The following is a 26,706-nucleotide window of genomic DNA, read 5'->3' as shown; positions in this document are numbered from 1 at the left end:
GGGCTTTTCAATCAAAACGGTACGCGGCGTAAATGGTGGCACATATGCTTGTAAAGAAATTGTTGTTGCCTATGGCGCATGGATAAGCGCATTTGTTCATCTAGCGGTTATCCGCACTTTTCTCGCTACTGTTGAACAATCCCCTTATATCACCGATGAGCAGCTTGTTCACATCAAGCAAGGTGTGCGAGAGATGGTTTATCGCACAGGTAAGTATTGGCAAGCGGTGTATAACGAACTTTTCAATTATGTCCAAGCGCCATCAGTGCGTGAGATTAGACGCGAACGTTATCCAGATGCCTGTCGATTTTTAAACATTAGTGAACAGACACGCGGTTTAAAAGAACGAGATTTAGAACCTGTTGACGCATTACCACCACCGCACATTGTGATGGTGCCGATTGATACAAGATTCAATGGAAGTATTGAAGTTGTTATAAAAGATGGTTTAGTAGGCTGTTATCATCGTGAGTTAATCCCAGTAAACGGTATCAGAGATAAGCCTTACGGAACACTGCTTAAAGCACGATTTGAGGCAGGAAAATGAAACCGCAACAATACAGACTAATCAGCGAACAAGTGAGAGCAAATGCTCTCGCCGCTGTGCAAGCGTTGCCGATAAGTGATGCGGGATTTTCCCGTATCACTCACGAAAATAAAAAAGCAAAAATTTGGGTAGTGCGCATCGAGGAAGAAAAGCAAACCCGCACTCATCGGCAAAACCGTTATTTATGGGGCGTGGTCTATAAGACGATTATAGATAACGACCCGGGTATTTTTGCAAGCGAGCAGACCGACGCTGTTTTAAAGCAGGCGGGGTTAACCGTTAAAGATGTTGTCCATGAGTTTTGTAAACGTCGGTTTTTAATGCCTGTGTTTGTAGCGGGGATAGAAGTTATGCCGTCCACAAAGACGCTAGAGAAAGCGGCGTTTAATGATTATGTGGAGGATATTCGACGTTGGGCAGCGCATGAGTTGCAGATTTTTATTCCTGACCCTGTGGTAGCAGGTTATGCGGATATCGGGAGGTAGTGATGTTAAAGGTAACATTTGTTTTTGTGCATCTTGTTCTATTTTTTTACGGTATCTATTGCTTAACGCTCTGTGTGTTTAAGAGTGGCTTTTCGGAGTGGATTTATTTTTTAGCAGGAGTAACGATGTTTGTGTGCAGCTTGGCAATTATGTTGTGGTGTATATGAGCAATAAGAAAAACCGCCAGCAATGGTTACTCAATAAAGCACGCGGACAACAATGCACAGCAATGATTGACGGCGTGTGTAATCACGATACCAGTACAACCGTTGCGGCGCATATTCAACTACCCGCGCAAGGCATTATGGGCGCAAAAACGCATGATTTACACGTCGCTTGGGTATGCAGTGCGTGTCATGACGCTATCGATAGACGGACGAATACGGACTTAGAACGTGATTTTGTGAGATACAAAGCTTATGAGGCGGTATTACGGACGCAATTAAGGTTATTTGCGCTATTGACGCCACAAGAAAAACAAAAACTAGGAGAGGGATTATGAATTATCGGGTTACTTTACCTTTCCCTCCATCGGAATTGATGCCTAACAATAAAAATGGTAGACACTGGGCTGTTACACATAAAGCTAAATTAAAGGCACGGGAAGACGCTTATTTTCTGACTTTACAGGCGGGGTGGCGAGGCGCAGATGTATCAAACGGCATTAAAGTTACTTTTTATCTTCCGGATAAGCGCCGACGTGATAACGATAATCTTTTAGCGGCGAGTAAACCCGCATTAGATGGATTTGCTAAGGCTATTGGGGTAGATGACAGTAATTTTAATCCATTGCTGATAGTCCGAGTGGATAAAGTTGATAAGAAAAATGAAAAAAATAATGGAGATGAAGAGCCAGCAAGAATGGAGATTGAGCGCTTATGAATGATTATCGTCCGTTATTGTTAATGTTCGCCGTCTTGATAGTGATGTCTATTTACTGTTGTTTACAAACTATCGCACCGACACCGAAAAAAATCATACCGTTAGATGGTGGGCGAGAAAGAGCAGAAAGAATAAGAGAGGCGCGATGACAAATAGCGAAGTAGAAGCCTTACTTTGGGGCTATGCGCGTTGGGCGCGGACAGGTGAAGAATGGCGCAAACTCGGCTATCCGCCTTGTGCTGAGTTTGCCAAACAAATCCCTCGCACGATTGATATCGATGGCATACCGCAGTTGACAGATGATGAGGGTGAGAAAATCGGACGGATTTTACAGAGTTTAAAGCAGTGGTTTCCGAATAGCTTTAACGCTATTGAAGCAAGGTTTTTTTATGGCATTTTTAGTGATAAAGATGTAGTGAGAAATAGACGGTGGAAATTTACTAATGCAGAGAATGTACGACAAAAAAGACAGCACGCCTACACATTTATAATTGCAAAAATTGTTCCATAATTAAAAAATTGACAATCCAAGGATGAAACTATATACTTTCAGGTAGAGTGGCGAAAGTTATGTATATAACGTTTACCTCTCTAATTTCACTAAAATGGCAAGCCCTGTACTTTCGTACGGGGCTTTTTTGTATCTGCGATTTGACAATCCTGGGGTCATAATGACCCCAACTTATTTATTGCCCGCTTTTTAATATCGGACAAAAAAAGCGAACATTAGTTAGGACATTTTTAACTATGGTGATTATCGCCATAGTTCAATTCAGAGATTTCAATAAGTTACAGCCTCACTTCGGTGGGGCTTTTTTTATGCGGATTTATGTGAAAGTTTCTCCGCGCCTGCCTGTCTTCGGACGGGCTTTTTTTATTTTTAGCGGGTGGTTTATGAAAGAAAACTATCAAAAGGCACTTGGATGGGTTTTGCAAGCAGAGGGCGGGTATTCAAATCATCCTAAAGACCCCGGTGGCGCAACAAATTTCGGGATTACGCAACGCACTTATGATGCTTGGCAACAGCATCATGGATTACCGACACGCTCGGTAAAGCTAATCGAAAAGCACGATGTTGACCAAATTTATAGAGAGCAGTACGCAAACCCAATTCGTTTCGACGAGCTGCCAAGCGGCTTAGATTATGCGATGTTTGATTTTGCGGTTAACAGTGGCGTATCGCGTGCTGTTAAGACATTACAAGCATTTCTCGGTGTTGAAGCGGATGGCATTATTGGCGTTAAAACATTAGAAGCTCTCAAAAAGCAAAATAGCTGTTTACTCGCCACTCAGCTATGCGACGAGCGATTGGCGTTCATGAAGCGACTAAAAACATGGGATACGTTTGGCAAGGGCTGGACGAGCAGAGTAACAAACGTGCAAATTATCGCTCTATCTATGTGCAAAGGCGTAACGCCAAAAGCAGAGCAAAAACCGGCAGATGGCGGCGCTTATGGCGAAGAAAAGTGGTCAGCAGCTATCAATGACGCAATAAGAAACCCAACCGCAGCAGGTGCGATTGCTGCTCAAGCGGGCGGAATTTTATCGGTGTTTAGCGGTAATAGCCCTATCCACTGGGCGATTGCAGCGTTATTACTGATTGGCGGTCTAACGCTGATTGTGAAGCTGGTGCGGCAATGATTGCACGATTAAAGACTATGCTTGCTTGGCTGAGTGCGTTTGTGCTGACAGTAGTTACTCTTGGCGGGTATACGGTCAGACAAAGACAACGTGCGGAGCAGGCAGAGCGAGAAGCCGAGCAGCTAATGATTAACAATCAAGCACACGTTGCGCATAGTCAACGCATTAATGCAGCAATCAGGGCAAACAATCAAGCGCAAGCAGAAGTAGATAGAGAATTAGAAAGTGGCAAAAGAGATTATTTTGAACGTGATTAAAGCAAGCATCTTAGCGTGTCTGCTATCTGCGTGTGTCAAGCCGTATCCCGTTATAGTCAATCATCCATGCCCACCGAAACCAGTGCTTGCAAAAATTGCAACAACTGAACTTGAGCCGCTAAGTGATGAAACGTACGCAAAGCTCGTGCGGAGAGAAGAAGCATTAAAAGCATACATTAGATTATTAGAGGTGAATTGTGCCGAAAATTGAATATAAATGGGAAATTAACATTACGACTGCAATCGCTGTATTTGCATTTGTCGCAGCAGGCTTTGGCAGCTATTACGCCGGTTTACAAGACAGGGCGTTAATTAGACAGCAAATGGACACGATGCAAGCAGAGTATCGCTCAATGCTAGCGCGAGAAGAAAATGAGCGTAAAGCTGCAGACACAAGGATTGAGATGCAAGCTAATAATGCTGCTGCTCAGTTAAAAGCAGATATGCGCGATATGGGCGCTAAGATTGACCGCATTTACGAAACGGTGGTTAAGGGTCGATAAGATGAGCTGGCGCAATGGTAAGACAACAAAACAACGTGGCTATGATGGTAGATGGCGCAAAGCACGCGAACATTATTTATCTCATCATCCGCTTTGCGTTTATTGTCAGCGTGAAGGGAGAATAACGCCTGCTACCGTTGTAGACCATATTATCCCGCACAAAGGCGACGCTAGGTTATTTTGGGATAAGACTAATTGGCAATCACTGTGTAAGCATTGTCACGACAGCATCAAACAGCGCGAAGAAAATTCAAAAATTGGATGTAACGAAAAAGGATTTCCGCTTGACCCAAACCACCACTGGTACGGGGGCGGGTAAAAAGTTCAAAATTGCCCTCTTAGCGACCGCCGCCCCTAACTCTTTTTTAATGCTAACCGAAAAAAATCCAGACTATGACGAGAAGAAAAAGAAGCGACAGCACCGCTGCTACCGTCGCAGCTTTTGCTGGTGCGAGTATGGCGATAGAACCGCCAAAACCTCTTACTAACCAAGAGTTATTTTACTGGCATGACATTACACGCGCGCGTGCGCGCGAGGACTGGACAGCAATCGATTTAGCGCACGCTTGGAATTTGTCTAAATTGCTTGCTTATATTGAGCAGAGCCATACAGATATAGCCGCGCAAGGATTGACGCTAATTAACGAACGTGGAACGCCTGTCGATAACCCTGCAATATCGCGGCTAGAAAAATTAAGCCGTCTTGCGCTGTCATACTCGACGAAATTGCACATACACGCAGAGGCGACTGTTGGGAAAAGTGAAGACAGTGCAAAAAGAGCGACTAAGCAGCGAAAAGCGGGGCAGACATTGGATGATATGGGCAGTTTAATAGCGAGACCGCAATGACCCGCGCAGAAAAAGTAATTGCTTTTATTGAGGCTTTTTGCCGTATTCCAGAGGGCGTCCACGTTGGTAAAGGCTTGAAGCTAGAACCTTTTCAAAAGCAATTTATCATTGACGTTTATGACAATCCGGTAGGCACTGAAAAAGCAATTTTATCTATTGGGCGCAAAAATGGTAAGACCGGTCTAATTGCGTGTTTGCTGTTGACCCATTTGGTCGGACCAGAAGCAAAGCTTAACAGCCAGATTGTTAGTGGTGCGATGAGTCGAGAGCAAGCGGCGCTGGTGTTTAATCTTGCAGTAAAAATGATTAACCTCAATCCTGACTTGCAAGACATCATACACATTATCCCGTCGGGTAAACGTTTGCACGGACTGCCGATGAACACAGAGTATAAAGCGCTTGCGGCAGAAGGAAAAACCGCGCAAGGGTTATCACCTGTTTTAGCAATCTTAGATGAGGTCGGGCAAGTCCAAGGTGCGCAGAATGATTTCGTTGATGCGATTGTTACTGCGCAAGGTGCGCATGAGCATCCATTGTTGATTGCAATTAGCACACAAGCGGCGAATGATGCTGATTTGTTAAGCGTCTGGATTGATGATGCTGAGCGTAGTCAAGACCCTCACATCGTGAGCCACGTTTACGCTGCTCCTCAAGATGCCGATGTACTCGACCGCGACGGTTGGAAAGCCGCCAACCCAGCACTCGGTAAATTCCGCTCATTGCGCGACCTCGAAAAACTAGCAGAAAACGCGGCACGAATGCCATCCGCTGAAAACACTTTCAGGAACCTCAATCTCAATCAACGGGTATCAACTAACAACCCATTTATCAGCGCGGCTGTTTGGGCGGATAACAGCGCGATGCCGTCCTCACTACAAGATATGGAAGTTTACGCAGGGCTAGATTTATCTGCGCGTACAGACCTAACCGCACTGGTATTGATTGGGCGAGATTTAGCGGGTATTTGGCACGTTGAACCGCATTTTTGGACACCAAAAGAGGGGATAACTGACCGCTCTAAACGCGACCGAGCGGCTTATGACGTTTGGGCGCGTGAGGGTTACATACACACCACGCCATCGGCTACCGTGGATTATGCTCATGTGGTAGCGGATATGGCGGACATTTTGGCGGATTTAAACGTGTGCGGCATTGCTTATGACCGCTGGCGCATGGATATTTTTAAAGGTGAGCTTGACCGCGCAGGGCTTTCCTTGCCGATGATTGAGTATGGGCAAGGATTTAAAGATATGTCGCCCGCGATTGATGCGCTGGAGGCAGCATTACTTAACAAACAAATTAGACACGGCAATCATCCTGTCTTAACCATGTGTGCGGCTAATGCGGTATTACAACGCGACCCAGCGGGCAATCGCAAGCTTGATAAATTTAAAGCAAGCGGTCGGATTGACGGGATTGTAGCGTTAGCGATGGCGTTTGGCGCAAGCCAAAAATTGTCAGAACCTGTAATTACGAGCGAGCAAATGGATGATTTTTTTAACAATATGGTGATTGTATGAACATAACCCTTAACACCGCTGCTGTTAGAGAGTGGCTAGGAGGATTGTTTGGACGACAACGCCTTGATAAAAATGCAACTGTCTACCCGTACGATAGCACGCCAACGCCAATGGGGAGTAGTGTTAGCGTTGATAACAGCCTAAAACTCTCCGCCGTTTGGGCGTGTGTGCGTTTGCGTAGTCAAACCATTAGCACGCTACCCATTCATTTACGGGATACTGAAAAAAATATCAGCGACAATCACCCGCTTTATAAGCTCTTACATGACGCACCAAATGCGGATATGTGCGCATCAGAGTTTTGGGAAGTGATGATTGCGAGTCTAGACCTATGGGGCAACGCTTACGCGTTAATTACACGCGGTGGCAATCGTATTATTAGCTTAGAGCCACTAGACCCGCAAGCAATGCGGGTAAAACGCGATAAAACAGGCGCGATAATCTATCAATATAGTAAGACAGGCTATGCCGATGAGTATAGCGAGGCGGATATTTTTCATGTTCGTGGCTTTACGCTCGATGGTTTGACTGGGTTGTCGCCCATACAATATGCGGCAGAAGCGATTGGCGCGCAAATGGATTTAAACCGATTTACTGCCAACGACTGGAAAAAAGGCTTAAAAATTGGCGGATTTTTCAAATTCCCGACCTTATTATCTCCAGAACAACGCCAAGTCTTTAGAGAAAATCTAGTGCGTTATCAACAGCCAGAGAATGCCGATAGCTATATGCTACTAGAAAATGGCATTGAGCCTGTAACCGCAAACGGTATTAAGATTAACCCAAAAGACGCGCAAGTCATTGAAAGTAAATACTTTGGCATTGAAGAAATCTGTCGTGCTTTTGGTGTGCCACCACAGCTAATCGGGCATTATGACAAAGCGAGCAGTTGGGCGTCCTCACTAGAGGGTATGAACCAAGGGTTTTTAACCTACTCGTTACGCCCCACACTGGTGCGCATTGAGCAAACGATTAGCCGAAAACTCCTTACTCCCATCGAAAGACAGCAATATAGACCCAAGTTCGCGGTTGAAGGGTTGTTGCGCGCTAACAGCGGGGAACGTGCAAACTTTTATAACTTGATGGTACAAAACGGCATTATGACTCGTAACGATGTGCGAGCGCTTGAAGATTTACCGCGTATAGAGGGAGCGGACGTGCTGACAGTGCAGCTAAACATGACGACGATTGACAACGTAGGGAAAGAACCAGTCAAAGACTCAACCGATAGGACTACAGAATGAAGACCAAGAGCATAAATTTCAAAGCAGAAGCCGTCAAAGATGACGGCTTTTTTAGTGGTTATTGCAGCGTATTTGATGTTGTTGATAGTTACGGTGACGCGGTGCGCAAAGGCGCATACGAAGAAACAATAAAGAAATGGCGCGAAAAGGGAAAGATGCCGCCTATTTTGTGGCAGCACGACCGGGCAAAAGTTATTGGTAAGTGGATAAACCTTAAAGAGGATGAGCATGGGCTTTATGGTGAAGGTCAGCTATTCATCAATGATATTGCGCTTGCAAAAGAGGCTCACGCGTTACTTAAACATGGTGCAATTGACGGTCTGTCTATTGGATATAGCATCAATAAGTGGTCGTACGATGAGGATAATGAAATCCTAGAGTTATTGGCTCTCGACTTGAAAGAGGTGTCAGTTGTCACATTCCCTGCTAATGAAGAATCAACTATCACGACTGTTAAAAGCACGCTCGAAAAAGGCGAATTACCCTCACTAAAAGAATTTGAAAAATTCCTGCGCGAAGCAGGATTTTCTAAATCGCAAGCTACAGCAATAGCCTCGCATGGTTTGCGAAAACTGCTGGGCGAGCCAGTAGATAACGCGGTAGTAGCCGCACTTAACATTTTAAAATCTGAAAGGACATAAATATGGCTAAAGAAATGGAAGAACTCGCCCAAGAGTTAAAAAACACAGTTGAAACCGTTAAAGGATACGCGGAAGAAGTCAAAGGGCGCATGGAAAAAGGCGAAAAGCTAACAGACGGGCTGAAAGAGCAAACAGATGAAGTGTTGCTAAAAATGAATGATATGACCGCCCGTTTGGAAGATTTAGAGCAAAAAGCCGCAAGACGAGGTGTTGAGCCTGAAGCCCCTGTCAGCATTGGCGAGCAGCTCACAAAATCTGATAGTTTTGAGCGGTATAAATCAGACCCGCGCACAGGCACTGCCGCGCGTGTGAGTATTAAGGCGGATATCACTAGCGCAACAACTGATGCTGCTGGCTCAGTCGGCAATCTCGTCCAGCCTCAACGCCTAGACGGCATCCTTGAGCTGCCAAGACAGCGCTTAACGGTTCGGGATTTGATTAGCGCAGGGCGAACCAACAGCAATGCGATTACTTACATCAAGCAAAAAGGCTTTACCAATAATGCCGCCACCGTGGCGGAGGGCGCGAAAAAACCGCAATCTGACTTGCAATACGAAGAAGTAACCACCGGCGTGAAGGTTATCGCGCACTTTATGAAAGCCTCACGGCAAATCTTAGATGATGCGCCAATGTTGCAAAGCCAAATCAATAACTTGTTGGCGTATGGCTTAAAACTTGTCGAAGAAAAGCAATTGCTTAACGGCGACGGCTCAGGAAGTAACCTTAAAGGCATTATTCCACAAGCGACTGCTTTTTCAGACCCGGCAACAATGGCAAATTACACCATTATTGATCAGTTAAGACTGGCGATGTTGCAAGCTACCATCGCGGAATATCCGTCAACAGGGCATGTATTGCACCCAATTGACTGGACAAAAATTGAACTGCTCAAGGATAACGACGGGCGCCACATCATTGGCAACCCACAAGGCAGCGCAACACCAACAATGTGGGGGTTACCAGTAGTCGTAACGTCGGCTATTCAATCGGGTAAATTCCTAACAGGCGCATTCAAAATGGCAGCGCAACTATTTGACCGCTGGGATTTAAGCGTTGCGGTCGCCACACAGAATGAAGATGACTTTGTTAAAAACATGGTTACGATTCTCTGTGAGGAACGTCTAGCGTTAGCGGTTTATCGCCCAGAAGCCTTTATCTATGGTGATTTAGCAGCGAAATAACATAGGGGCTTTATGCCCCTTTAGGAGCAAGAAATGAAAGAATATCTCGTTACACGCCAACACTATGGCGATAAACAATACTATGCCGGCGATACCCGAACAGTTGATGATGATACCGCGCGATACTTAATTGATTTAGGCGTTATCAAAGCAATAACAGAAGAAAAAGCAGAACCTGAGCATAAGAACAAATCAGAGCCTGAGCATAAAAACAAAGCTGAAAGTGTCCCTAAAAACAAATCACAAAAATGATTAAGTTAGAACGTGTAAAACAGCATTTGCGCATCGATCACGACGATGAAGACGAGTACTTAGCTGGGCGCATAGACGCCGCTAAAATCTTTGTTGAGCGTGATATTAACCGCAATTTGTATGCTGATGCACATAGTATCCCGCAAGATGACACGTATGGCATCGTGATAACTGCTGACCTTGAACAAGCTATGTTGCTGTTAATTGGCAACTGGTATGAACATAGAGAGGCAGCGGCAGATGCGACAAAATCAGAAGTGCCATTGGCATATTGGCGGTTAGTACAACATTATCGATTGTACGGAGTATGACATGGAAACCGGCAAACTTCGCCATCGCGTTAGCATTGAGCGCCCAATAAAGCGTCAAGATCCACTAACAGGCGTAATGACCGATGATTGGGCAGAAATAACGACTGTTTGGGCGCAAATTGCCCCATTATCTGTGCGTGAGTTTATCAGCGCCGCAGCAGGGCAAAGTGAAATAACCGCGCGGATACTGATGCGCTACCGTGATGATATTGATGCTACTTGTCGGATTGTTTACCGCGGTAAACATTACAACATACATGGCGTCTTAGCGGACAATAAAAGCGGCGTTGAATACCTCAATCTATCAGTCTCAGAGGGGGTAAACAATGGCTGATGGCGTAGAAATGCGGTTGCACGGCTTGGAGGCTTTGCGTGAGAAGCTCGAAGCGTTTACAGACGAAAAAAGAGCAAGACGGATTTATACCGCCGCTAGCCGAAACGCGATGAAAGAAACGCGGAAGAAAGTCAAACAAAACGCTGCAAGAATTGACGACCCTCGAACACCTGAAAACATTTCGGCTAACATCGCGACCAAAGTAAACAGCAAACACTTTACTCGTAACGGAAACATTTACGCACGCGTGGGCGTTACAGGCGGCGCACAAAAAGGCAAAGGTGGCGGGGGGAAAGGCGGGGATACTTATTACTGGCGTTTTTTAGAGTTTGGTACATCCAAAATGCCAGCTCGTCCTTTTATTCGACCTGCAATGGACGCTGACCAAATAACGGGAGCCTATGCCAGCGAATTGTCAAAAGCCATTGAGCGTGAAATTAAAAAATACGGAGCGCCGACATGATATCGATTTTCCCAATTATTACCGCAAGTAGCGAATGCAAACGACTACTTGGCGAGAACCCAACAAGATTTTATCCCTTTCACAGCGCCCCGCAAAATGGGGCGTTACCGTATGTGGTTTGGCAGATTGTCAGCGGACAACCGCTGAATGAATTAAAAGATGGTCCAGCTGGCGACCACTATACCGTGCAGATAGATGTTTATGACACTAAGTCAATACCCGCACGAATTGTGGCGATGGCAGTCCGCGATGCGCTGCAAAAAGATAACCGCGTAACGATTACTAACTGGGCTTTGGAAGCCCACGAACCCGACACCAAAATTCATCGCGTGTCGTTTGACTGTGATTTTATCCAATCAGGAGCTTAAAAATGGCGACAAAGAAAAAAGTACTATTAAGTAATGGAACGGAAGTGTTTATCGTTGACCCAACAAATGACACTAAAGTTTATAAGCTGTGTGTTACACAATTAGATGTTAATGAAGGTGACCCGACAAAAATCGACGTAACAACCCTTTGTGAACGTGAAAAAATACAAGAGGTGGATGGATTATTGGGTTCTAGTGAGAGCACCTTTACCATCAATATGGATTTTAGCGATGAAACGCACAAGATGCTGTTAGCAGCACGCAAAGATAAGCGCGAGTTAAAATTCCGCATTGGACAATCTGACGGTGATGCGCAGGCAACGCATTCAAGCAGTGGCTGGGGAGAAGAAACTAGCCGCACCTGGGTAGATTTTACAGGCTACATCTCTAAAGTGCCGTTATCTTACAGTGTTAATGCAGTAGTGCAGCCACAGGTAAGCGTAACAATGACAAGCGGTTACTCAGTAACGCATAAAGCCTAATCACTTAATCGAAATATGCAAAACCCCCGAATGTTTGGAGCATTCGGGGGTTTTTTATTCCAAACCTTAGAGCAGATAAGGAATGAAACTAGATGAATTATAAACCAAAAACGCAATTAAAAGTAGGTGGAAAAATGGCAGAGTTAATGAAAACACCAAGTGTAACAGAATGGGTATTTAGTCAAGGAGACGATTTAAAAACAGACAGTAGGATTGTGGCTAAGGTATTCAAGAAAGAACATAAAAATGTATTAAGAGATATTAGAGAACTAATTGGTAGAGATAGTGAATTTGCACGGCTCAATTTTGAGCTTTTAAATAAAACAATAACTTATGTTGATAAAGATGGAGAGGAAAAAGAAACTGAAACCGCACAAACATCGCATTATATTATGACATTTGATGGATTTATTATGTTAGTAATGGGATATAGTGGCGAAGAAGCATTTAAGATTAAATTGCAATATATAAAAGTTTTCAATGCGATGCGTAAACTGCTTACTGATAATCAATATAGCTTGATTGAACAATTACACAAAGCTGTGTTAGCTGAAAAAGTATCTTCAGTTATGGGAACTCTTGCAGGAAAAGCATTGAATCGTCGCAAAACAGAAAAAAGACTTTACCAACCTGAAATTGAGCGATTAAAACGAGAGCTACAACCAGACTTATTTTCATCTATCTATCTTAATTAAAAAGGACGAAACAATGGCATTACTTAAATTATCAGACGCATTACTAACTGGCGCACCAGTAAAAAAAGAAATTAGATTTATTGACGGGGTATCAGGTGAAGAAGTAACCGCAGATATCTATGTTAAACAACTAGGGATTGCGCAAGCCCGCTCTTTAATGGCGATTTACTCAACACAAGCGAAAGGTGAAGAAGCGGAATTACAAGCAGATAAACAACTCGCGCGCACCATAGCGCAAGCCGTAACAGACGAAAAAGGCGAGCCGTTATTTAGCGCTGACGACGTTTTAAAATTCAAACAAGACTTAATCCTAGCATTACTCGCTGCTATCGCAGAGATTAACGACCCAAAGAACTTACCGAAGAAGAAGAAATCTACTGCGAACTAGCGCTCAACGGCATCGGTGGCAATACCATCGCGGAAGTTTGTCAAAATCTAAGCGCCAATGAATACATGATTTGGCGCAGATATCGCGCAAAATACGGCAGCTTAAACGCTGCGAACAGGCAGGAATGGATGCTTGCACAGCTTACTGCTGTTGTTGCAGCGACAAACGGCGCTGACGTTGATATATACGACTTTTCTCCAAGCTTCGAGCGCCCGCGAGTGGAATTTTTGGATGTGATAGGGCTAAACAAATAAATAATAAATAAGAAAAACCGCCATTACAGACGGTTTGAAAAAAGTCCGTTGCGGTGGTGACACACCCAGCGGAATGGTAATTACTGATAAAGGAGTAATCACTTGGATAATTTTATCATAAAATTCTTGGAGTTTATTATGAAAAACGAGCAAATAGACAATAAAAGATTTACATTAGTGATAGGAGCAATTTATTTAGCAATAATGTTGTTTGGCGGTGCTGCTTTTATTACTGCTCTTGCTAAATTTTTATGATATAAATTTAGGTAACCCCTTATGAATAATCAGTTGCTATTTTGGTTGTCGCTCATAACGATAGTTTTTTTATGGCGATTACCGAATATTATTAACGCAATAAATGACTTTAGAAAAACGAAAAGATGAAAAGAACTCTTTTGCTATTGCTTCTATTATCAAACTTGGCTTCTGCTTATCAAATTACAGGCAAAGTCATTAGAATTATCGATGGCGATACGGTTACGCTATTGTCTAATAATGAGCAGTATAAAATACGCTTAAACGGTATAGATGCCCCTGAAAGAAAGCAACCTTTCGGGGGTAAATCTACTCAAATGCTCGCGAAACTAATCAAAAGTAAGCAAATAAAAGCAGTTTGCGAGAAGAAAGACCGCTACAAACGTCATCTTTGCACACTTTACCTTGGAAAGTTAGATATTAACGCAGAAATGGTGCGTTTAGGTGGCGCTTGGGTTTACCGTAAATATTACAAAGGTAGCGCATATTACGCACTTGAAAAAGAAGCGAAAGAAGCAAAGCGTGGACTGTGGCATACTAGCGAATATCAAGCCATCCCGCCGTGGGAGTGGCGGAAATTGAAAGGGAAGTCTAGGGAAAATGTTCATCAATTATAGAAGATGCCCAAACTGCGGGAACAAATTGAAGTTTTATTACTATAAATGCTTTAAATGTGAAGAAACAGAAATTACTAATTGGTTTCTCACAATCATATTTTGGGTGGCAATTTTTGCCATAGGTTTGGTATTTTACTATTACGTTACTCAGGTCGTATTGCCTAACTTAAATCTGTTCAAAATTAAATAGGGCGGAAGTAAAGGAATAATTAAATTGGTATTGTTCTTAGATTAAAAATCTGCGATATTGCTAGTTTTTAATGTAGGAGAATATGAAATGAAGAAGTTAGCTTTAGCATTATTATTATGTGTGAGTCTTGTTCATGCAGAAACTTTTAAAGATATAGTGAAAAAGCATGGCAAAGAGTTAGAGGTTTTGGTCAAAGAAGCAAAAAACTGTAAAAAAATAGCAGATATTTTAGATGCTAATTCTTCAAATAAAGAAGCCGTAAATAAGTTGCTTACTTGTGCAAAGCCGTTGAATAAGGCATGGGAATCATGGGAAAAAGAAGCATGGATGGCGGCTCAAAGCCTAACAGATAAACAAAAGCAAGCATTGTTAAATAATCCAAATAGTAAGGAAACAAAGTTCATCACAAATCTTGCAGAATACGGAGTTAATTATGCTGTTGTTATTACTGTTGCTCAAAAATGGACAGATAAACATAAGTAATATTTATTACTAATTACTTAGTTTTATAAAGCGCCTAGCAAAGGGGACTAATGAAAAAACTACTATTACTTATCTCAGCTTTATCATCATTCACTTATGCTGCTGAAATTGAAGGGGCATTTGGTTATAAATTTGGTGATAAGGTGGATTTGAATACTGGTAAGGTTAAACAAGATAAAGGAAGTATCGCTTATCTTAATTTAGATAAACCGCCTAAAGGGCTTGAGATACTAATGATAGGATTTGCACCAGATACTAACGAAATCATGTCTCTAGTTGGGCTCTCTTCATACACAGAAGATAAATGTGATGAAGTTGCCGAAAGTTATCGCGTTGCAATAGAAAAAAAATACAACGAAAAAATGCAAGCACCTACTGTTTTTACAGATGATACAAAATATATTTTAACTAAAAATAATAAGGAAATTCGGCTTGAATGTAGATATGATTTTTCAAATGATGAATCAATGTTTATCATCTATTACACTGACAATAAACGCGAAAAGGCGTCTAAGCAACGCACTGCTGAACGTGATGCAGAAAAGCTGGATTCTTCCCAACTTTAATAGACTTACAATTATTTTGTAGCCGTTGCAATTGCAGCGGCTTTTTTATATATTAGGCACAAGGTCTGAAAACCTTATTCAATAGCGGTATCCGCACCCGATAGTTATTGCGGTTTTTTTGTGTCTATTCCGTGTTTGCACACAAAGATTTCTCTATGTTGGGAGGGCGGTGAATACAATACCTGTTCGCAGGGAATAAACCCAGCCGACTATTGACGGTTTTTCAGCCTCCTGACGCCCAATTTGGGCTACATCTGAAAATGTAATCAATAGGAGTTCACTATGAACATCATTTCTTCTTTTTTTCAAGGCATATCGGTGTCTTTCCAAAACGATGGTTATCTTAATGCCACTGAAATTGCAAAAAGCTTGAACAAACAAGTAGGCGATTATTTACGCTTAGAACGCACGCAGGAATATCTCTCAGCTTTAGTGGAAAGATTGAGCGAAACGGGAAATCCCATATCGGATAAGAAACAGTTAGTTATCGTCAAAAAAGGCGGTAAATCAACATTACAAGGCACTTGGCTACATCCTAAAGTTGCTGTTGATTTTGCCCGTTGGTTAAGTGCAAAATTCGCCGTTTGGTGCGATGAGCAAATAGAAACGATTTTATACGGTAACCGAGAATATAGCAGTCCAACCACCCCTGACGAAAGAGCAGGACTAAGAGCAGCAGTAACGATGCTTACTACTAAGCGCGGGTTATTGCACAATGAAGCTTATAATCTCGTTCATCAAAGATTTAACGTTGAGCATATTGAAGACATACCAAGAGAGCAGCTATCAGAAGCAGTGGAATATGTTCATAGACTAGCACTCGAGGGAGAGCTTTTACCAAAATCTAATTCATATCAAGATGAAGCCTACAAAGATAAGCAGAGAATAGCTGCTATTTCTTTAATGACAGTTGGCGGTGAAATGCACCACCGACAAAAAGCCTATTTTAGAAAACTCGATGAGTTATTAGTTGATGCTAAAGAAATCATAGACCTTATTCAACAATACAATGGCGCTATTTATGATGGCTTATGTGAAGCACAATTTAAGTTATGTTTCTCTTCTGAAATTATGACAGAAGGCAGACGATTAGGACGAGAACGAGCAAGTTTGAGATAGATTTTAGAACCCCGCAAACGCGGGGTTTTTTATTACCTAAAAAAGGGAAAATTATGGCAACAACAAGTTTAGGGCGTTTAACGCTAGACTTAATTGCTCGTACGGGTAATTTTACCGATGGAATGAGCAGGGCAGAAAGAGCGACAGATGATTGGCGTAAAAAAGTCCAAAGAAATGCCAAACTTGCCGCAGCGGCAATGGCAGGGGTAGGCACAGCGGTTGGCTATTGGATAAAAAATGGCGTTGAGGATGCACTGCAAAAAGCCGATGAAATGAGCAAAATAGCCTCTCGTGTAGGCGTTGCGACAGAATCAATTGCGGGCTTGCAGATGGCGTTTGAAATGGGCGGTTCTAGCACAGAAGAAATGGAAAAATCTCTAATAAAACTAGCCGACCAAGCCGCAAAAGGAAATAAGGCGTTTGAAGCATTAGGGATAAAAGTAAGAGATAGTAGCGGCAATTTAATCAATTCAAGAGAATTATTAGCGCAAGTAGCGGATAAGTTTGCCGCAACATCAGACGGAGCGAGTAAAACCGCATTAGCTGTCCAGCTATTCGGGAAAGCAGGGGCAAGTATTATCCCTATTTTGAATGGCGGTTCTGAAGGTTTGCGCGAAATGGACGAGCAAGCGCGCAAACTAGGATTAACAGTTGATACAGAAACAGGGAAAGCGGTAGAAGAATTTAACGACCGTATGGATATGTTTAAGCGTCAAGCTGAGGGAACAAAGATGCAGTTAATGCAAGGATTATTGCCCTCTTTAAATGCGTTGAGTGATGCTTTTTTAGATACAAAAGACGGTTCAGATACGGCAAAAAATGCTGGAGCAGCACTAGGGGAAGTTCTAGTAAGTTTAGCAAAAATAGCTGCTGAAGTTACAGCTGCCTTTAAAATTTTAGGAATAGAAATTGGTCATGCCATGACAAGAGCAAGTCTATGGTTAGATAAAAACAAAGAGCAAAATGAGATAGTTGCGAAAGGCAAGGCAGATTTTTCGGAACAATGGAAAGCAATAGATGATAACCGAAAGGCAAGAATAAAAGCTGCTAAGGAAGCGGGGAAATACACCGAAGAAATGCGGAAACAAATAAATGCAGAAGCTCGCGCCGCGCGAGAAGCATTAGGCAATATAGATGCATTTAACGCAAAAGCGATAGCAGAAAGCAATAAGCGATATGAAAATGCCGTTAAAGCAGCTATAGAAACAAGAAAGGAAATGCGTTCGGAAACAGAAGAAACGTTTAAAAAAATAACTAATGCGTTACAAGGTGGAAACACCGGTATTGTTAAATCTGAAAAGCCTCAACGTAAACCACCACAAATGCCATCGATTGATGACCCAGCAAGTAAAGGCGGCAAAGGTGGTAAAGGTAGCAAAAAATCAGGCGGTGGGAAATCTAGCGCACAATCAAGCATAGAAAACTTTGCGCGTATGATGCAACAAATGCAAAGCGAGGCAGCAAAACTTACTGAACAGTTTGAGAGCATGAGAGTTAATGACGGTTTAGTGAGTAGCTACACAAAACTCTCTGATTTACAGCGAGATATGATTTTTAATGCTGATAGATATAAAGGAATTAGCGAGCAACAAGCTAATGCGCTTAAACGACAAGCTGCGCAACTTGATACTATCAGCCAAAAACTCGCTATTAGTCATTACGCGCATGATGCTAAAAAGCGTCTTGATGATATGGAGTTTGAAATTAGCTTAACTGGCAAAACGGCAAAAGAAATTGAGCGATTACGTTTTATCAGGGATTTAGAAGCGCAAGCCAAAGAAAAATCTATTGGTATGAGTAGGGAAAACATTGAACTACTTAAAGCGGAAACGGTACAAATCATCGCGCGTTATGATGCGATACAGCAAAAAGCACAAGAGGCGTTGCCAGACTCTAACGATTGGTTAGCAGGGATTAGTGCAGGATTTAGTAACTTTACTAAAGACGCCGAAAGTCTACACGATACCATGCAATCCTTAACGGTTAATGGTATCGAGGGTGTGGGTAACGCGCTAACCAGCCTCGTTACCACAGGTAAAGCTAATTTTAGAGATTTTGCCGTATCGTTATTGGGTGATATTGCAAAGTTAATGGCAAAACTTGCGATGACACAGCTATTGATGAAAACCATTGGTTTTATCGGTGGTGGCGCAGGTGGTGGCGGGGGTATCAATGCTAGCGCTTGGGGAGCAGGCTCATTTAATTTTGGCGGGGGCGGATTGAACTTTGCCTACGCAAACGGCGGGGCTTTTAAAAATGGCGTGCAGTTTTTCGCAAGCGGCGGGGTTTTTGATAGCCCAACCGCTTTTAAAACCGCGCAAGGGCTAGGTGTATTGGGCGAGGCAGGACCTGAGGCGATTATGCCGCTTAGACGGGGGCGCGACGGGAAGCTAGGCATTGCCGCAGCAGGAGCGGTAGGAGGGCAAAACATCACTATCAACCATACCTTAATTGTTAACCAAGCCGACGGCAGCAGTAAAACAGAGAGCGACGCGCCAGCACAATACAAGCAGCTAATGGACAGTCATTTTGACAAACGATTGGCAGAAAATTTACGCCCAGGCGGAGCGCTAGATATCGCCATTAAACAAAAGGCAGGTAAATAATGGATAAATTTAGCTGGAAAGTTGACTTATCAGGCGCAGCTAATGCGATTAGTCGCCCGGTCAATGTGTTAAGTTTTGGTGATGGATACGAGCAGCGGATACCAAAAGGCATCGCTCCCCCGCTAAGAAAGTGGGAATGCTCAAGGACTTGCAAAGCCTCAGAAGCCAAAGCGATTGAGGCTTTTTTATTGTCGCATATCGCCATGCCTTATCTTTGGACGCCTTGCGATGAAGACGAGGGAAAATTTGTGTTAGATAACGGCGAGTTGAGAAAAGAAGCGGTCGGCGGTGGCTATTACCGCCTTAGTTGGACAGCGAGAGAGGTGCGCGCATGAAAGACATTAGAGACGCTCAAGCGTATGTTGCACCTGAGCAAACTGCGCTTATTGCCTTATATGAGATAGACCTAACAAAAGTTGGCGGAGGTATAACTTATTTTTGCCCAGAGGTAAACGAAAAAGGTCAATCTATGAAGTGGAAAGGGCGAGAATATCACCCTTACCCCATCCAAGCACAAGGATTTGAAATCAGCGGCGATGGACCAGCAGGGCGCCCGACTATTGCCATCTCTAATTTATTGGGCTGGGTAACAGGTGCGATAAACGAACATGACGGAATTATCGGTTGCCAAGTCATCCGCAAACGCGTCCTTGCCAAACATTTAGACGCTGATAATTTTATCAACGGCAATGATGATGCTGACCCACTTGCAGAAGTAGTAGATAAGTGGCTGATTAACAGAATGGTCTCGCTTAACAGTAAAGCCGCCACTTTTGAGCTAGCGAGCCCTGCTGAAATGGATAACGCGGTGATACCCGCGCGCCCGATACTAGCTAACGTTCGCCCCACGCTTGCAGAGCTACGCGAGAAATACGGACATACCGCGGTCCTGCCTTACATGGGTTTCCCGTCGGTGAACAAACGTGGCGGATAAAAAAGGAGAACTTATGACCCCAATCGAACATGCTGCCCAATATCCTAACGAGGAAATTTGCGGAATAATGGTCGGTGATAAATATTACCCTGCTAAGAACACAGCCAAAGATAAGAAAAACAATTTCAGAATTGCTAAAAAAGACTGGCGGGCAGATGCGACGGCGATTGTTCACAGTCATCCCGACGGTTATCGCTATCTCTCAACAGCTGACCGCCAGCAACAAGTCTTAACGGGACTGCCGTATCATTTGATTGCTGGCGGGGAATGCTATGTTTATCGCTGTTGCCCATTATTAAGAGGGCGTGAGTTTGTCTATGGAAAAGCTGATTGTTACGCGCTGCTAAGAGATGCTTATATGTTAGCGGGGATAGATTTGCCTGAGCGACAGCGAACAGATATAGAATCAGACAGCAAAGCGGAAAGATTTAAAAATGAGCTGCCAACTGGCAGCTTTTTTGTTGTGAGTGATTTACAGCCAGGAGACATTATGCTCTCAAATGTTGGCGGGCATGCTAATCACGTAGGCGTGTATCTTGGTGATGATCAAGTCTTACATCATCCAGCGGGGCAACTCTCACGTATTGAGCCTGTCGGTAGCGGTTGGATGCGATATGTAGAGAGCATCTGGCGACATCCAGAGATGAGCGCAGAAAAAGTAGAAGCGATTAAAAATGATTTGGAGGCTTACACATGGCAACGATAAAACTCTATGGCTCATTAGCCGCGCAATACGGCGAGCAATTTGATTTAGCGATTGATAGCGCGGCAGAGGGCATTCGAGCGCTGTGTTGTCAATTAAAAGGCTTTCAACAAGCGCTGACCAACGGCGCTTTTTTTATGCGTATTGATGAGCAAGATATTGAGCCAGACAAAGTCGAAACACAGCTACACGCCAGTATCAACAGCGATAGTGTCATTCATCTTGTGCCAGAGTTTGCTGGCGGTGGCAGGTGGGGGCAGATTATTTTAGGTGTAGTGTTAGTCGTTGTTGGTGTGCTAGGCTCTGAATTTGGCTTAACCCCGCTAGTTTCGGCAGGGATTGCAATGATTGCTGGAGGCGTGATGCAACTGCTCATGAAACCGCCATCGTTTCAACAAAGTCAAAGTGATAATGCCAGTCGTTCAACCTCATTTACCAATCTTGACAATATCAGCCCGCAAGGCGCGCATGTGCCTGTCGCTTATGGCTATTTAGAAGTCGGTAGTGTCGTCGTTTCGCAATCAATAGAGAGCTATGACTTAGCAGCAGAAGCGGATAAACCTGTCGGCACAATCAACTACCGCCGCGAATACTTTACGCCAGTCCCGCATAACGGCAAACAGCCAGCGGATACCGACGACATACGCGCGCAGAACTACAAATTAGTGGAGGTGAAATAATGGGTGGTGGTGGAAATAAAGGGGCGAGAAGCCCGCACATTGCTAAAATCTCGTTAGAGTCAGCACAGCGTCTAAAGCTTGTCGATGTAATTTGCGAGGGGGTGAAAGATTTAACGCACCCGATGAGCGGAAAAGACATCTATCTAAATGGTACGCCGTTACAAAATGCGGACGGCAGTTATAACTTTGAAGGCGTTGAAATTCATGTTTTACCCGGCACGGCAGACCAAGAGTACTTACCCGGTTTTGAAACATCCGATACGGTGATCAATGTTGGCGCAGAAGTTAAATACAGTAATCCTATCGTGCGCCAAGTTATTGACCCAAACGTGGACCGCATTCGGGTGACGATAGGTTTCCAGGCGCTTGAGAGTATTAGAGACAACGGCGATACCGAAGAAACTGCAGTAGATATGGAAGTGAGGGCGGTTAATCAAGAAAAAAACATCACTAAAAGCCAAAGCGTGCGGATTGTTGGGCGAACAAACAGCACTTATCATCGCGATGTAATTTTAGAAGATTTACCGCCAACACCGTTTACTTTATCCGTTGTGCGCCACACACCAGATGCCAAAGAAAGCAATTTGCGGAATAAAAGTTTTTGGACGAGTTATGTTGAGAGTATTGATGCTAAACTTAATTATCCACATAGCGTGGTTGTTGGATTAAAAATTGACAGCGCACAATTTGGCGGTAACGTTCCTCGCCGCACTTATCGTAGCCATTGGACGGTGGTTGAAATTCCCGAAAACTACAACCCGCAAACGCGTGAATATAGCGGCATTTGGAATGGACGCTTTAAGCGCGCGTGGACAGATAATCCTGCTTGGATTTACCGCGACTTAGTCGTTAATGACAGATACGGCTTAGGGCGATACCGCAAAGACATACAAGTCGATAAATGGGCGCTGTATGCGATTGCCCAATATTGTGATGAGCTAGTCGATGATGGCAACGGCAAACAAGAGCCGCGTTTTACTTGCAACTGTTATATTACCTCGCCGCGTGATGCGTATGATGTGTTATCTGATTTAGCGAGCTGTTTTAGGGGCATCGCGTTTTACGATGGCTTACAGTTTGTTGCCACGCAAGACCGCGCGAGAGACCCCGTCGCACACTACGGCAATAATAATGTGATTGATGGGCTGTTTGAATATTCAGGCACCAGTTATAAAGACATTATCACGGCGTGTATTGTAAAGTTCTCCGATAAAGATAACAGCTATCTATCTGATAGCGTGCAATATCAAGACGATGCGTCAATAGAGCGCTTTGGCTATAACGTCAAAACACTAACCGCGTTTGGCTGCACCAGCCGTGGGCAAGCACAACGGGTGGCAAGATGGGTAGTTGAAACGGCAATCAGAGAGCGCGAGAGCGTGAGTTTTAGCGTTGGGCGTGAGGGCATTAAACATCTGCCGTATGACATTATCAGAGTTGCCGATAATGATTACGCGGGTGCGCAAATCGCCGCGCGTATCGTTAAAGCAAGCGGCAATCAAATCACGCTAGACCGCGCGATTGATAAGAGCGCTAAAACATTGCGTTATCTCGACGCACAAGGCAGAGAGCAAACGCGGAAAATTAGTGCGGTTAAACAAGCTGTTATTACCGTTGATGCCCCAGCAAATATTCCAAAAAACACGCCCGTTATTATTACTGGCGAGGTGGAAGCAAGATTATTTAGAGCGATTGGCATCAAAGAAAACGACGACGGCAGCTATACGATTAGCGCCGTTAGCCATGACGCGCAAAAAGAAGCAGTAACGGATAAAGGCGCGACGCGGGTACAAGCACCTGTTATTACTAGACATAGCAAACCTCAAGTTTATGCTCCGCAAATTAACACTAGCGGCGATAAGCTGCTGTTAAAGTGGGACGTAATCGGTAATACAGATTTGCGCTATGAGATTAAAATCTATCGCAATAGCGAACTCTATCAGACACATTACACTGATACACCGCTACTGGCTCTTTATGACTTACCGCTTGGTGATTATCGCGCTGAAATCCGCGCCATAGACACTTTTGGCGGAATTAGCGACCCGATTGAACGCGTGTGGCAATTAAGCTATGACATCACTAATTTAAGAGCCATTCCTAAAGTTTTTGCCATCGAACTCAACTGGAGTGTGCCAGAGAATATCATCAATGACGCGTGGATAGAAATTTGGTCGCACACAAGCAACGATATCTCCGCTGCTAGTCGTTTAGCGCGCCTACCCTACCCAGCTAGCCAATACACAATGAGTAATTTGCGCATTGAGGAGAGTTATTATTTTTGGGCGCGGATGGTGGATAAAAAAGGCAATATTGGTAATTGGTCGGGTGAGATAAAAGGGCAGCCGAGCCAAGACCCAGCGCCGATACTTGAGCAAATCAACGGACAAATCACCCAAAGCGTCTTACATCAAGATTTGGTGGACCAGCTGAATAATATAGAAGCTGTCGTAACGCCACCAATGGCAGGTGATGCAATAAACTACGCGGGGGATAACACGGTTTTTGCTGGCGTCTGGTCATTGTCTAGCGCAATTCAGGCAGGCGATTTAGCGCAGGCGGAAAAAACAGACCTCGTCTTATCGCAAGTGAACGACGCCAAAGCAGCAATACAGCAAACGTCAAAAACCGTTGTCGACTTAAAAAAAGGCACTAGTGCGCTCTATACACTCGCTGCTATTGCTACTGATGGCGAGGGCAAGCCAGTGATTGGCGGAATTACCGTTGGAGTGGACGGAAAAACCGCCTCGTCAGAAATCTTACTGCAAGCTGACAAACTCATGCTGTGGAGTGGGGATAAAAAACCCATGTTTGCCATTGTTAATGGTAAAACCGCGATTAACGGCGATTTAATCGCAGACGGCACTATCCTTGGGCAACACATAAAAGCCAATCAAACCCTTAGCGCTCCTAACATATCAGGAGGGCAGCTTGATATTGGAGGTGGCAGGGGACGCTTTAGGGTAGAAAATGACGGTCATGTCTCAATCACCTCATCCGGTCGCAGTGGGCTTACTATCACTAACGAAAGTATCGAAGTTAGAGATGATAACGGCGTGTTACGGGTAAAAATAGGAAAACTCTAATGTTTGGATTTGAAATTTATAGCGAAAACGGAAAGAAATTATTTTCAGCGGGTGAAAATATAGCGTGTTTTGTTGGTTCATCTAAAGACAATGCTATCTCTATTGGCAACGCAGAACCCGCATGGGTGTGGTTTGGCGTAACTGCCTTTGTGTCAGATGCCCAGCCGATTTACGAACACAATATGCCGTCAAACCTGTGTTATCTCAGAGATAAAAGTATCGTCGTTGAAAAAGGCCCGGGCGAAAATGTCGAAATCTTTTGGGGGATTGTATGAGCTATGGGCTAAGTATTAACAACCCTGCCTTACAATACGCTTTTGACGAAGGGTACAGCGCATTAAATTTTCAAGGTGCGGGCATAACGCAGAGATACAGCGGGAATATTACTTATTTAGATTTTAATTGCCCCAGCCGACCAGTGCTGTTTTACCGCAGTGCTGAGGCTAACAATCTTACTGCGCCACATTATGTTGTAGACCGTGGCAATGGTAGCTATCGCGCTTATTGCTTAGGACAAGCTGAGATATTCGTATTTTCAACGCGTGTTGTGCCATCAAATGACAGGTACGGCGTGAAGATATGGGGAAAAAATGGACGGTTAGTCTATCAAAGTAGCGACCAACCGATAAAACCTGTCGCGAGAGTGCTTACCGCGCCAATCGCGCGCGACCAACAGCAAAACTGGTTCGGCGGGGGAGGGAGAAAAATCGCGTATATGCTTCAAGGTAGCGCATTTTTAGCACACTATGACATCGGCGCAAAGCGTCTATTAATCTGGCGCACAGTTGTGCAGTCATTAAAAGGCGGCTTTGGTGTGCGACTGATGAAAATTATTGATAAACACGTAACAGGTCGGGATAAAGAATTCGGCTATCTCAACATTAACGCTAGCGCAACACCTCCGTGGTTAGGCGATAACAGCCCTGTCGGACTATTTGTTATTGATGTACACGACCTTGATTATCAGGGGCGTCAAAATTTTACGTTTTATTGATTTATTGAAGGAGAAATTATGAGTATACAGCAAATTAATCTAGGTACAGCTCCTGCCGGGGCGGATGGTGACACGGTTAGAACAGGGTTTGATAAAACAAATCAAAACATAAACAAACTCAGCGAAGAAAAAGCAAACAAAAGCGGAGATGTTTTCACCGGTGTTATTAGAATAACGGGCAATGTCCCAGGCGGATTTTCGCACGGACTACAAATACAAAACTCAAGTAGTGCTGTAGATTCTGGACGCTACATTGATTTTTTAAATGAGCATGCAAACATCGGAAGTATACACTGCACTAGTAATGAGAACGGTAGTAGTAAAATACACTTTATGACAACGCCCGAAGGTAACATATCTGACGACAGACGGCAATGGAGTGCGACAATCGACGAGAACGGAGCAATTTGGGCGAGAGCGTACGGCGGATTATTAGATAGCTACTTTGCAAAGCAGAAAAATTCAGTTTTTTCAGGAAATGTTACAGTTAATTGTGGGATTGTAGATAGTTGGCATAGGGGGATAGTTTTAACTGGACCGGGTATTCATGCCAGCAGCGATAATTATAGTCGTGCGCCTGCATTAATTTCAAAAACAGATAAGGGAGGCATGGAGGCGTGGTTTTTTGCCGAAGAGTGGATTGGACACGAACACGCGGCATTAATCGCGCTGAATGGCTTTGATGTACCGACAAAAATTTGGAAATTTAATTCCGCGGGCAACGCAACAGCTCCTGGCTCTTGGCTCAATGGTTCTGATATACGACGCAAAGACAACATAACGCCTATTGATAACGCATTAGATAAGATTGCTGTCATTCAACCGATTACTTATACCATGGATGGACAGAAAGGCGCAGGGTATAGCGCGCAAGAAGTCAAAGCGCAATTACCAGAAGTTGTGTTTGATGTCGGCGAAGCGACCGATAAAAATGGCGAAAAAATTACAGACGCGCTTGCTATCAACTACGGCGGCATGAGTGCGCTTAATACGCAAGCTATAAAAGAGCTACTGATTATTGTTGAGCAGCAAGCGGAAAAAATAAAAACGCTTGAAGAAAAAATAAACGCGTTAGACGGCTAAGTCTGTCCAGACGTCAGCGGGTACAACGATATTCTAAATCCTCGCCATGTTCCCATACCCGACCAAGCGCTTATCGCATTTTTAGATGGCGTG

At 43.9% G+C, this 26,706-nt stretch carries 37 protein-coding genes; all 37 read left to right on the top strand.

Annotated elements, in window-relative coordinates; genetic code table 11:
- Positions 1–547, top strand: a 547-nt coding sequence (locus A5N85_RS04715; protein ID WP_143143181.1) for a KilA-N domain-containing protein, incomplete at its 5' end; no start/stop codon positions are given.
- Positions 544–1,032 (top strand): NinB/YbcN family protein, encoded by a 489-nt coding sequence (locus tag A5N85_RS04710; protein ID WP_072576196.1) that lies wholly within the window; start codon positions 544–546, stop codon positions 1,030–1,032. The genes A5N85_RS04715 and A5N85_RS04710, both read left to right, overlap by 4 nt.
- Positions 1,033–1,195: 163 nt before the next feature.
- The gene (locus A5N85_RS04705) at positions 1,196–1,534 is read left to right on the top strand and encodes a nuclease domain-containing protein (RefSeq protein WP_072576198.1); all 339 of its coding nucleotides are present in this window, start codon (positions 1,196–1,198) and stop codon (positions 1,532–1,534) included.
- Positions 1,531–1,914 carry a RusA family crossover junction endodeoxyribonuclease gene (locus tag A5N85_RS04700; protein WP_072576195.1) on the top strand — a complete coding sequence of 128 codons (384 nt, stop codon included), beginning with the start codon at positions 1,531–1,533 and terminating at the stop codon, positions 1,912–1,914. The genes A5N85_RS04705 and A5N85_RS04700 overlap by 4 nt, the downstream gene beginning before the upstream one ends.
- Positions 1,911–2,063 carry a hypothetical protein gene (locus tag A5N85_RS15590; protein ID WP_169818619.1) on the top strand — a complete coding sequence of 51 codons (153 nt, stop codon included), beginning with the start codon at positions 1,911–1,913 and terminating at the stop codon, positions 2,061–2,063. The genes A5N85_RS04700 and A5N85_RS15590 overlap by 4 nt, the downstream gene beginning before the upstream one ends.
- Positions 2,060–2,425 (top strand): hypothetical protein, encoded by a 366-nt coding sequence (locus tag A5N85_RS04695; RefSeq protein WP_072576194.1) that lies wholly within the window; start codon positions 2,060–2,062, stop codon positions 2,423–2,425. Before A5N85_RS15590 ends, A5N85_RS04695 begins: the two co-directional genes overlap by 4 nt.
- Positions 2,426–2,745: 320 nt before the next feature.
- Complete coding sequence (locus A5N85_RS04690) at positions 2,746–3,555, top strand: glycoside hydrolase family 108 protein (RefSeq protein WP_169818618.1); 810 nt, start codon at positions 2,746–2,748, stop codon at positions 3,553–3,555.
- Entirely contained in the window at positions 3,552–3,812 is a 261-nt protein-coding gene (locus A5N85_RS04685) for a hypothetical protein (protein WP_072576193.1), read from the top strand. Before A5N85_RS04690 ends, A5N85_RS04685 begins: the two co-directional genes overlap by 4 nt.
- Positions 3,813–4,009: 197 nt before the next feature.
- Positions 4,010–4,315, top strand: a complete 306-nt coding sequence (locus A5N85_RS04675) for a hypothetical protein (protein WP_072576191.1) — start codon at positions 4,010–4,012, stop codon at positions 4,313–4,315.
- A gap of 1 nt (position 4,316) precedes the next feature.
- Positions 4,317–4,634: an HNH endonuclease gene (locus tag A5N85_RS04670; RefSeq protein WP_072576190.1), complete on the top strand. Its 318-nt coding sequence runs from the start codon at positions 4,317–4,319 to the stop codon at positions 4,632–4,634.
- 74 nt (positions 4,635–4,708) lie between these two features.
- Complete coding sequence (locus A5N85_RS04665; RefSeq protein ID WP_072576189.1) at positions 4,709–5,164, top strand: hypothetical protein; 456 nt, start codon at positions 4,709–4,711, stop codon at positions 5,162–5,164.
- The gene (locus A5N85_RS04660) at positions 5,161–6,684 is read left to right on the top strand and encodes a terminase large subunit (RefSeq protein ID WP_072576188.1); all 1,524 of its coding nucleotides are present in this window, start codon (positions 5,161–5,163) and stop codon (positions 6,682–6,684) included. Before A5N85_RS04665 ends, A5N85_RS04660 begins: the two co-directional genes overlap by 4 nt.
- Positions 6,681–7,928 (top strand): phage portal protein, encoded by a 1,248-nt coding sequence (locus A5N85_RS04655; RefSeq protein ID WP_072576187.1) that lies wholly within the window; start codon positions 6,681–6,683, stop codon positions 7,926–7,928. Before A5N85_RS04660 ends, A5N85_RS04655 begins: the two co-directional genes overlap by 4 nt.
- Positions 7,925–8,569, top strand: coding sequence for an HK97 family phage prohead protease (locus A5N85_RS04650; RefSeq protein ID WP_072576186.1), 645 nt, complete (start codon positions 7,925–7,927; stop codon positions 8,567–8,569). Before A5N85_RS04655 ends, A5N85_RS04650 begins: the two co-directional genes overlap by 4 nt.
- A gap of 2 nt (positions 8,570–8,571) precedes the next feature.
- Positions 8,572–9,750, top strand: coding sequence for a phage major capsid protein (locus A5N85_RS04645; RefSeq protein ID WP_072576185.1), 1,179 nt, complete (start codon positions 8,572–8,574; stop codon positions 9,748–9,750).
- 33 nt (positions 9,751–9,783) lie between these two features.
- The gene (locus A5N85_RS04640) at positions 9,784–10,002 is read left to right on the top strand and encodes a hypothetical protein (protein ID WP_072576184.1); all 219 of its coding nucleotides are present in this window, start codon (positions 9,784–9,786) and stop codon (positions 10,000–10,002) included.
- Entirely contained in the window at positions 9,999–10,313 is a 315-nt protein-coding gene (locus A5N85_RS04635; protein ID WP_072576183.1) for a head-tail connector protein, read from the top strand. The genes A5N85_RS04640 and A5N85_RS04635 overlap by 4 nt, the downstream gene beginning before the upstream one ends.
- Before the next feature lies 1 nt (position 10,314).
- Positions 10,315–10,647 carry a phage head closure protein gene (locus A5N85_RS04630; RefSeq protein WP_072576182.1) on the top strand — a complete coding sequence of 111 codons (333 nt, stop codon included), beginning with the start codon at positions 10,315–10,317 and terminating at the stop codon, positions 10,645–10,647.
- Complete coding sequence (locus tag A5N85_RS04625) at positions 10,640–11,110, top strand: HK97-gp10 family putative phage morphogenesis protein (RefSeq protein WP_072576181.1); 471 nt, start codon at positions 10,640–10,642, stop codon at positions 11,108–11,110. The genes A5N85_RS04630 and A5N85_RS04625 overlap by 8 nt, the downstream gene beginning before the upstream one ends.
- Complete coding sequence (locus A5N85_RS04620; protein ID WP_072576180.1) at positions 11,107–11,478, top strand: DUF3168 domain-containing protein; 372 nt, start codon at positions 11,107–11,109, stop codon at positions 11,476–11,478. The genes A5N85_RS04625 and A5N85_RS04620 overlap by 4 nt, the downstream gene beginning before the upstream one ends.
- 2 nt (positions 11,479–11,480) lie before the next feature.
- Positions 11,481–11,960 (top strand): phage tail tube protein, encoded by a 480-nt coding sequence (locus A5N85_RS04615; RefSeq protein ID WP_072576179.1) that lies wholly within the window; start codon positions 11,481–11,483, stop codon positions 11,958–11,960.
- 92 nt (positions 11,961–12,052) lie between these two features.
- Positions 12,053–12,655: a Rha family transcriptional regulator gene (locus A5N85_RS04610; RefSeq protein WP_072576178.1), complete on the top strand. Its 603-nt coding sequence runs from the start codon at positions 12,053–12,055 to the stop codon at positions 12,653–12,655.
- 13 nt (positions 12,656–12,668) lie between these two features.
- The gene (locus tag A5N85_RS04605) at positions 12,669–13,043 is read left to right on the top strand and encodes a phage tail assembly chaperone family protein, TAC (protein ID WP_072576177.1); all 375 of its coding nucleotides are present in this window, start codon (positions 12,669–12,671) and stop codon (positions 13,041–13,043) included.
- Positions 13,028–13,297, top strand: coding sequence for a phage tail assembly protein T (locus A5N85_RS17570; RefSeq protein ID WP_072576176.1), 270 nt, complete (start codon positions 13,028–13,030; stop codon positions 13,295–13,297). The genes A5N85_RS04605 and A5N85_RS17570 overlap by 16 nt, the downstream gene beginning before the upstream one ends.
- A 380-nt stretch (positions 13,298–13,677) precedes the next feature.
- Entirely contained in the window at positions 13,678–14,169 is a 492-nt protein-coding gene (locus tag A5N85_RS04595) for a thermonuclease family protein (protein WP_072576175.1), read from the top strand.
- Positions 14,170–14,446: 277 nt separating this feature from the next.
- Entirely contained in the window at positions 14,447–14,842 is a 396-nt protein-coding gene (locus tag A5N85_RS04590; RefSeq protein WP_072576174.1) for a hypothetical protein, read from the top strand.
- Positions 14,843–14,892: 50 nt separating this feature from the next.
- Positions 14,893–15,408, top strand: a complete 516-nt coding sequence (locus A5N85_RS04585) for a hypothetical protein (RefSeq protein WP_072576173.1) — start codon at positions 14,893–14,895, stop codon at positions 15,406–15,408.
- 282 nt (positions 15,409–15,690) lie between these two features.
- A complete protein-coding gene (locus A5N85_RS04580; protein WP_072576172.1) occupies positions 15,691–16,527 on the top strand; it encodes a KilA-N domain-containing protein in 837 nt (278 codons plus the stop codon).
- Positions 16,528–16,580: 53 nt separating this feature from the next.
- Complete coding sequence (locus tag A5N85_RS04575) at positions 16,581–19,133, top strand: phage tail tape measure C-terminal domain-containing protein (protein ID WP_072576171.1); 2,553 nt, start codon at positions 16,581–16,583, stop codon at positions 19,131–19,133.
- Positions 19,133–19,468 carry a phage tail protein gene (locus tag A5N85_RS04570; protein ID WP_072576170.1) on the top strand — a complete coding sequence of 112 codons (336 nt, stop codon included), beginning with the start codon at positions 19,133–19,135 and terminating at the stop codon, positions 19,466–19,468. Before A5N85_RS04575 ends, A5N85_RS04570 begins: the two co-directional genes overlap by 1 nt.
- Complete coding sequence (locus tag A5N85_RS04565) at positions 19,465–20,067, top strand: phage minor tail protein L (protein ID WP_072576169.1); 603 nt, start codon at positions 19,465–19,467, stop codon at positions 20,065–20,067. Before A5N85_RS04570 ends, A5N85_RS04565 begins: the two co-directional genes overlap by 4 nt.
- A gap of 13 nt (positions 20,068–20,080) precedes the next feature.
- Positions 20,081–20,773, top strand: a complete 693-nt coding sequence (locus A5N85_RS04560) for an NlpC/P60 family protein (RefSeq protein WP_072576168.1) — start codon at positions 20,081–20,083, stop codon at positions 20,771–20,773.
- The gene (locus A5N85_RS04555) at positions 20,761–21,450 is read left to right on the top strand and encodes a tail assembly protein (RefSeq protein WP_072576167.1); all 690 of its coding nucleotides are present in this window, start codon (positions 20,761–20,763) and stop codon (positions 21,448–21,450) included. The genes A5N85_RS04560 and A5N85_RS04555 overlap by 13 nt, the downstream gene beginning before the upstream one ends.
- Entirely contained in the window at positions 21,450–24,536 is a 3,087-nt protein-coding gene (locus tag A5N85_RS04550) for a TipJ family phage tail tip protein (RefSeq protein WP_072576166.1), read from the top strand. Before A5N85_RS04555 ends, A5N85_RS04550 begins: the two co-directional genes overlap by 1 nt.
- The gene (locus A5N85_RS04545; RefSeq protein ID WP_072576165.1) at positions 24,536–24,811 is read left to right on the top strand and encodes a hypothetical protein; all 276 of its coding nucleotides are present in this window, start codon (positions 24,536–24,538) and stop codon (positions 24,809–24,811) included. Before A5N85_RS04550 ends, A5N85_RS04545 begins: the two co-directional genes overlap by 1 nt.
- The gene (locus A5N85_RS04540; RefSeq protein WP_072576164.1) at positions 24,808–25,530 is read left to right on the top strand and encodes a hypothetical protein; all 723 of its coding nucleotides are present in this window, start codon (positions 24,808–24,810) and stop codon (positions 25,528–25,530) included. The genes A5N85_RS04545 and A5N85_RS04540 overlap by 4 nt, the downstream gene beginning before the upstream one ends.
- 18 nt (positions 25,531–25,548) lie before the next feature.
- Complete coding sequence (locus A5N85_RS04535; RefSeq protein ID WP_072576163.1) at positions 25,549–26,613, top strand: tail fiber domain-containing protein; 1,065 nt, start codon at positions 25,549–25,551, stop codon at positions 26,611–26,613.
- Positions 26,614–26,706: the final 93 nt, after the last annotated feature.

Source organism: Suttonella ornithocola (assembly GCF_001889065.1).
In the GTDB taxonomy this organism is placed as follows: Bacteria; Pseudomonadota; Gammaproteobacteria; order Cardiobacteriales; family Cardiobacteriaceae; genus Suttonella_A; species Suttonella_A ornithocola.
The sequence above is the reverse complement of the archived record's forward strand: the minus strand, read 5'-3'. Positions and strand labels throughout refer to the sequence as shown.

Excerpts from the sequence above, each read along its gene's own strand:
- A5N85_RS04710 (WP_072576196.1), top strand. The coding sequence starts at position 544 with ATGAAACCGCAACAATACAGACTAATCAGCGAACAAGTGAGAGCAAAT.
- A5N85_RS04705 (WP_072576198.1), top strand. The coding sequence starts at position 1,196 with ATGAGCAATAAGAAAAACCGCCAGCAATGGTTACTCAATAAAGCACGC.
- A5N85_RS04700 (WP_072576195.1), top strand. The coding sequence starts at position 1,531 with ATGAATTATCGGGTTACTTTACCTTTCCCTCCATCGGAATTGATGCCT.
- A5N85_RS15590 (WP_169818619.1), top strand. The coding sequence starts at position 1,911 with ATGAATGATTATCGTCCGTTATTGTTAATGTTCGCCGTCTTGATAGTG.
- A5N85_RS04695 (WP_072576194.1), top strand. The coding sequence starts at position 2,060 with ATGACAAATAGCGAAGTAGAAGCCTTACTTTGGGGCTATGCGCGTTGG.
- A5N85_RS04685 (WP_072576193.1), top strand. The coding sequence starts at position 3,552 with ATGATTGCACGATTAAAGACTATGCTTGCTTGGCTGAGTGCGTTTGTG.
- A5N85_RS04670 (WP_072576190.1), top strand. The coding sequence starts at position 4,317 with ATGAGCTGGCGCAATGGTAAGACAACAAAACAACGTGGCTATGATGGT.
- A5N85_RS04665 (WP_072576189.1), top strand. The coding sequence starts at position 4,709 with ATGACGAGAAGAAAAAGAAGCGACAGCACCGCTGCTACCGTCGCAGCT.
- A5N85_RS04660 (WP_072576188.1), top strand. The coding sequence starts at position 5,161 with ATGACCCGCGCAGAAAAAGTAATTGCTTTTATTGAGGCTTTTTGCCGT.
- A5N85_RS04655 (WP_072576187.1), top strand. The coding sequence starts at position 6,681 with ATGAACATAACCCTTAACACCGCTGCTGTTAGAGAGTGGCTAGGAGGA.
- A5N85_RS04650 (WP_072576186.1), top strand. The coding sequence starts at position 7,925 with ATGAAGACCAAGAGCATAAATTTCAAAGCAGAAGCCGTCAAAGATGAC.
- A5N85_RS04645 (WP_072576185.1), top strand. The coding sequence starts at position 8,572 with ATGGCTAAAGAAATGGAAGAACTCGCCCAAGAGTTAAAAAACACAGTT.
- A5N85_RS04640 (WP_072576184.1), top strand. The coding sequence starts at position 9,784 with ATGAAAGAATATCTCGTTACACGCCAACACTATGGCGATAAACAATAC.
- A5N85_RS04635 (WP_072576183.1), top strand. The coding sequence starts at position 9,999 with ATGATTAAGTTAGAACGTGTAAAACAGCATTTGCGCATCGATCACGAC.
- A5N85_RS04630 (WP_072576182.1), top strand. The coding sequence starts at position 10,315 with ATGGAAACCGGCAAACTTCGCCATCGCGTTAGCATTGAGCGCCCAATA.
- A5N85_RS04625 (WP_072576181.1), top strand. The coding sequence starts at position 10,640 with ATGGCTGATGGCGTAGAAATGCGGTTGCACGGCTTGGAGGCTTTGCGT.
- A5N85_RS04620 (WP_072576180.1), top strand. The coding sequence starts at position 11,107 with ATGATATCGATTTTCCCAATTATTACCGCAAGTAGCGAATGCAAACGA.
- A5N85_RS04615 (WP_072576179.1), top strand. The coding sequence starts at position 11,481 with ATGGCGACAAAGAAAAAAGTACTATTAAGTAATGGAACGGAAGTGTTT.
- A5N85_RS04610 (WP_072576178.1), top strand. The coding sequence starts at position 12,053 with ATGAATTATAAACCAAAAACGCAATTAAAAGTAGGTGGAAAAATGGCA.
- A5N85_RS04605 (WP_072576177.1), top strand. The coding sequence starts at position 12,669 with ATGGCATTACTTAAATTATCAGACGCATTACTAACTGGCGCACCAGTA.
- A5N85_RS04595 (WP_072576175.1), top strand. The coding sequence starts at position 13,678 with ATGAAAAGAACTCTTTTGCTATTGCTTCTATTATCAAACTTGGCTTCT.
- A5N85_RS04590 (WP_072576174.1), top strand. The coding sequence starts at position 14,447 with ATGAAGAAGTTAGCTTTAGCATTATTATTATGTGTGAGTCTTGTTCAT.
- A5N85_RS04585 (WP_072576173.1), top strand. The coding sequence starts at position 14,893 with ATGAAAAAACTACTATTACTTATCTCAGCTTTATCATCATTCACTTAT.
- A5N85_RS04580 (WP_072576172.1), top strand. The coding sequence starts at position 15,691 with ATGAACATCATTTCTTCTTTTTTTCAAGGCATATCGGTGTCTTTCCAA.
- A5N85_RS04575 (WP_072576171.1), top strand. The coding sequence starts at position 16,581 with ATGGCAACAACAAGTTTAGGGCGTTTAACGCTAGACTTAATTGCTCGT.
- A5N85_RS04570 (WP_072576170.1), top strand. The coding sequence starts at position 19,133 with ATGGATAAATTTAGCTGGAAAGTTGACTTATCAGGCGCAGCTAATGCG.
- A5N85_RS04565 (WP_072576169.1), top strand. The coding sequence starts at position 19,465 with ATGAAAGACATTAGAGACGCTCAAGCGTATGTTGCACCTGAGCAAACT.
- A5N85_RS04560 (WP_072576168.1), top strand. The coding sequence starts at position 20,081 with ATGACCCCAATCGAACATGCTGCCCAATATCCTAACGAGGAAATTTGC.
- A5N85_RS04555 (WP_072576167.1), top strand. The coding sequence starts at position 20,761 with ATGGCAACGATAAAACTCTATGGCTCATTAGCCGCGCAATACGGCGAG.
- A5N85_RS04550 (WP_072576166.1), top strand. The coding sequence starts at position 21,450 with ATGGGTGGTGGTGGAAATAAAGGGGCGAGAAGCCCGCACATTGCTAAA.
- A5N85_RS04545 (WP_072576165.1), top strand. The coding sequence starts at position 24,536 with ATGTTTGGATTTGAAATTTATAGCGAAAACGGAAAGAAATTATTTTCA.
- A5N85_RS04540 (WP_072576164.1), top strand. The coding sequence starts at position 24,808 with ATGAGCTATGGGCTAAGTATTAACAACCCTGCCTTACAATACGCTTTT.
- A5N85_RS04535 (WP_072576163.1), top strand. The coding sequence starts at position 25,549 with ATGAGTATACAGCAAATTAATCTAGGTACAGCTCCTGCCGGGGCGGAT.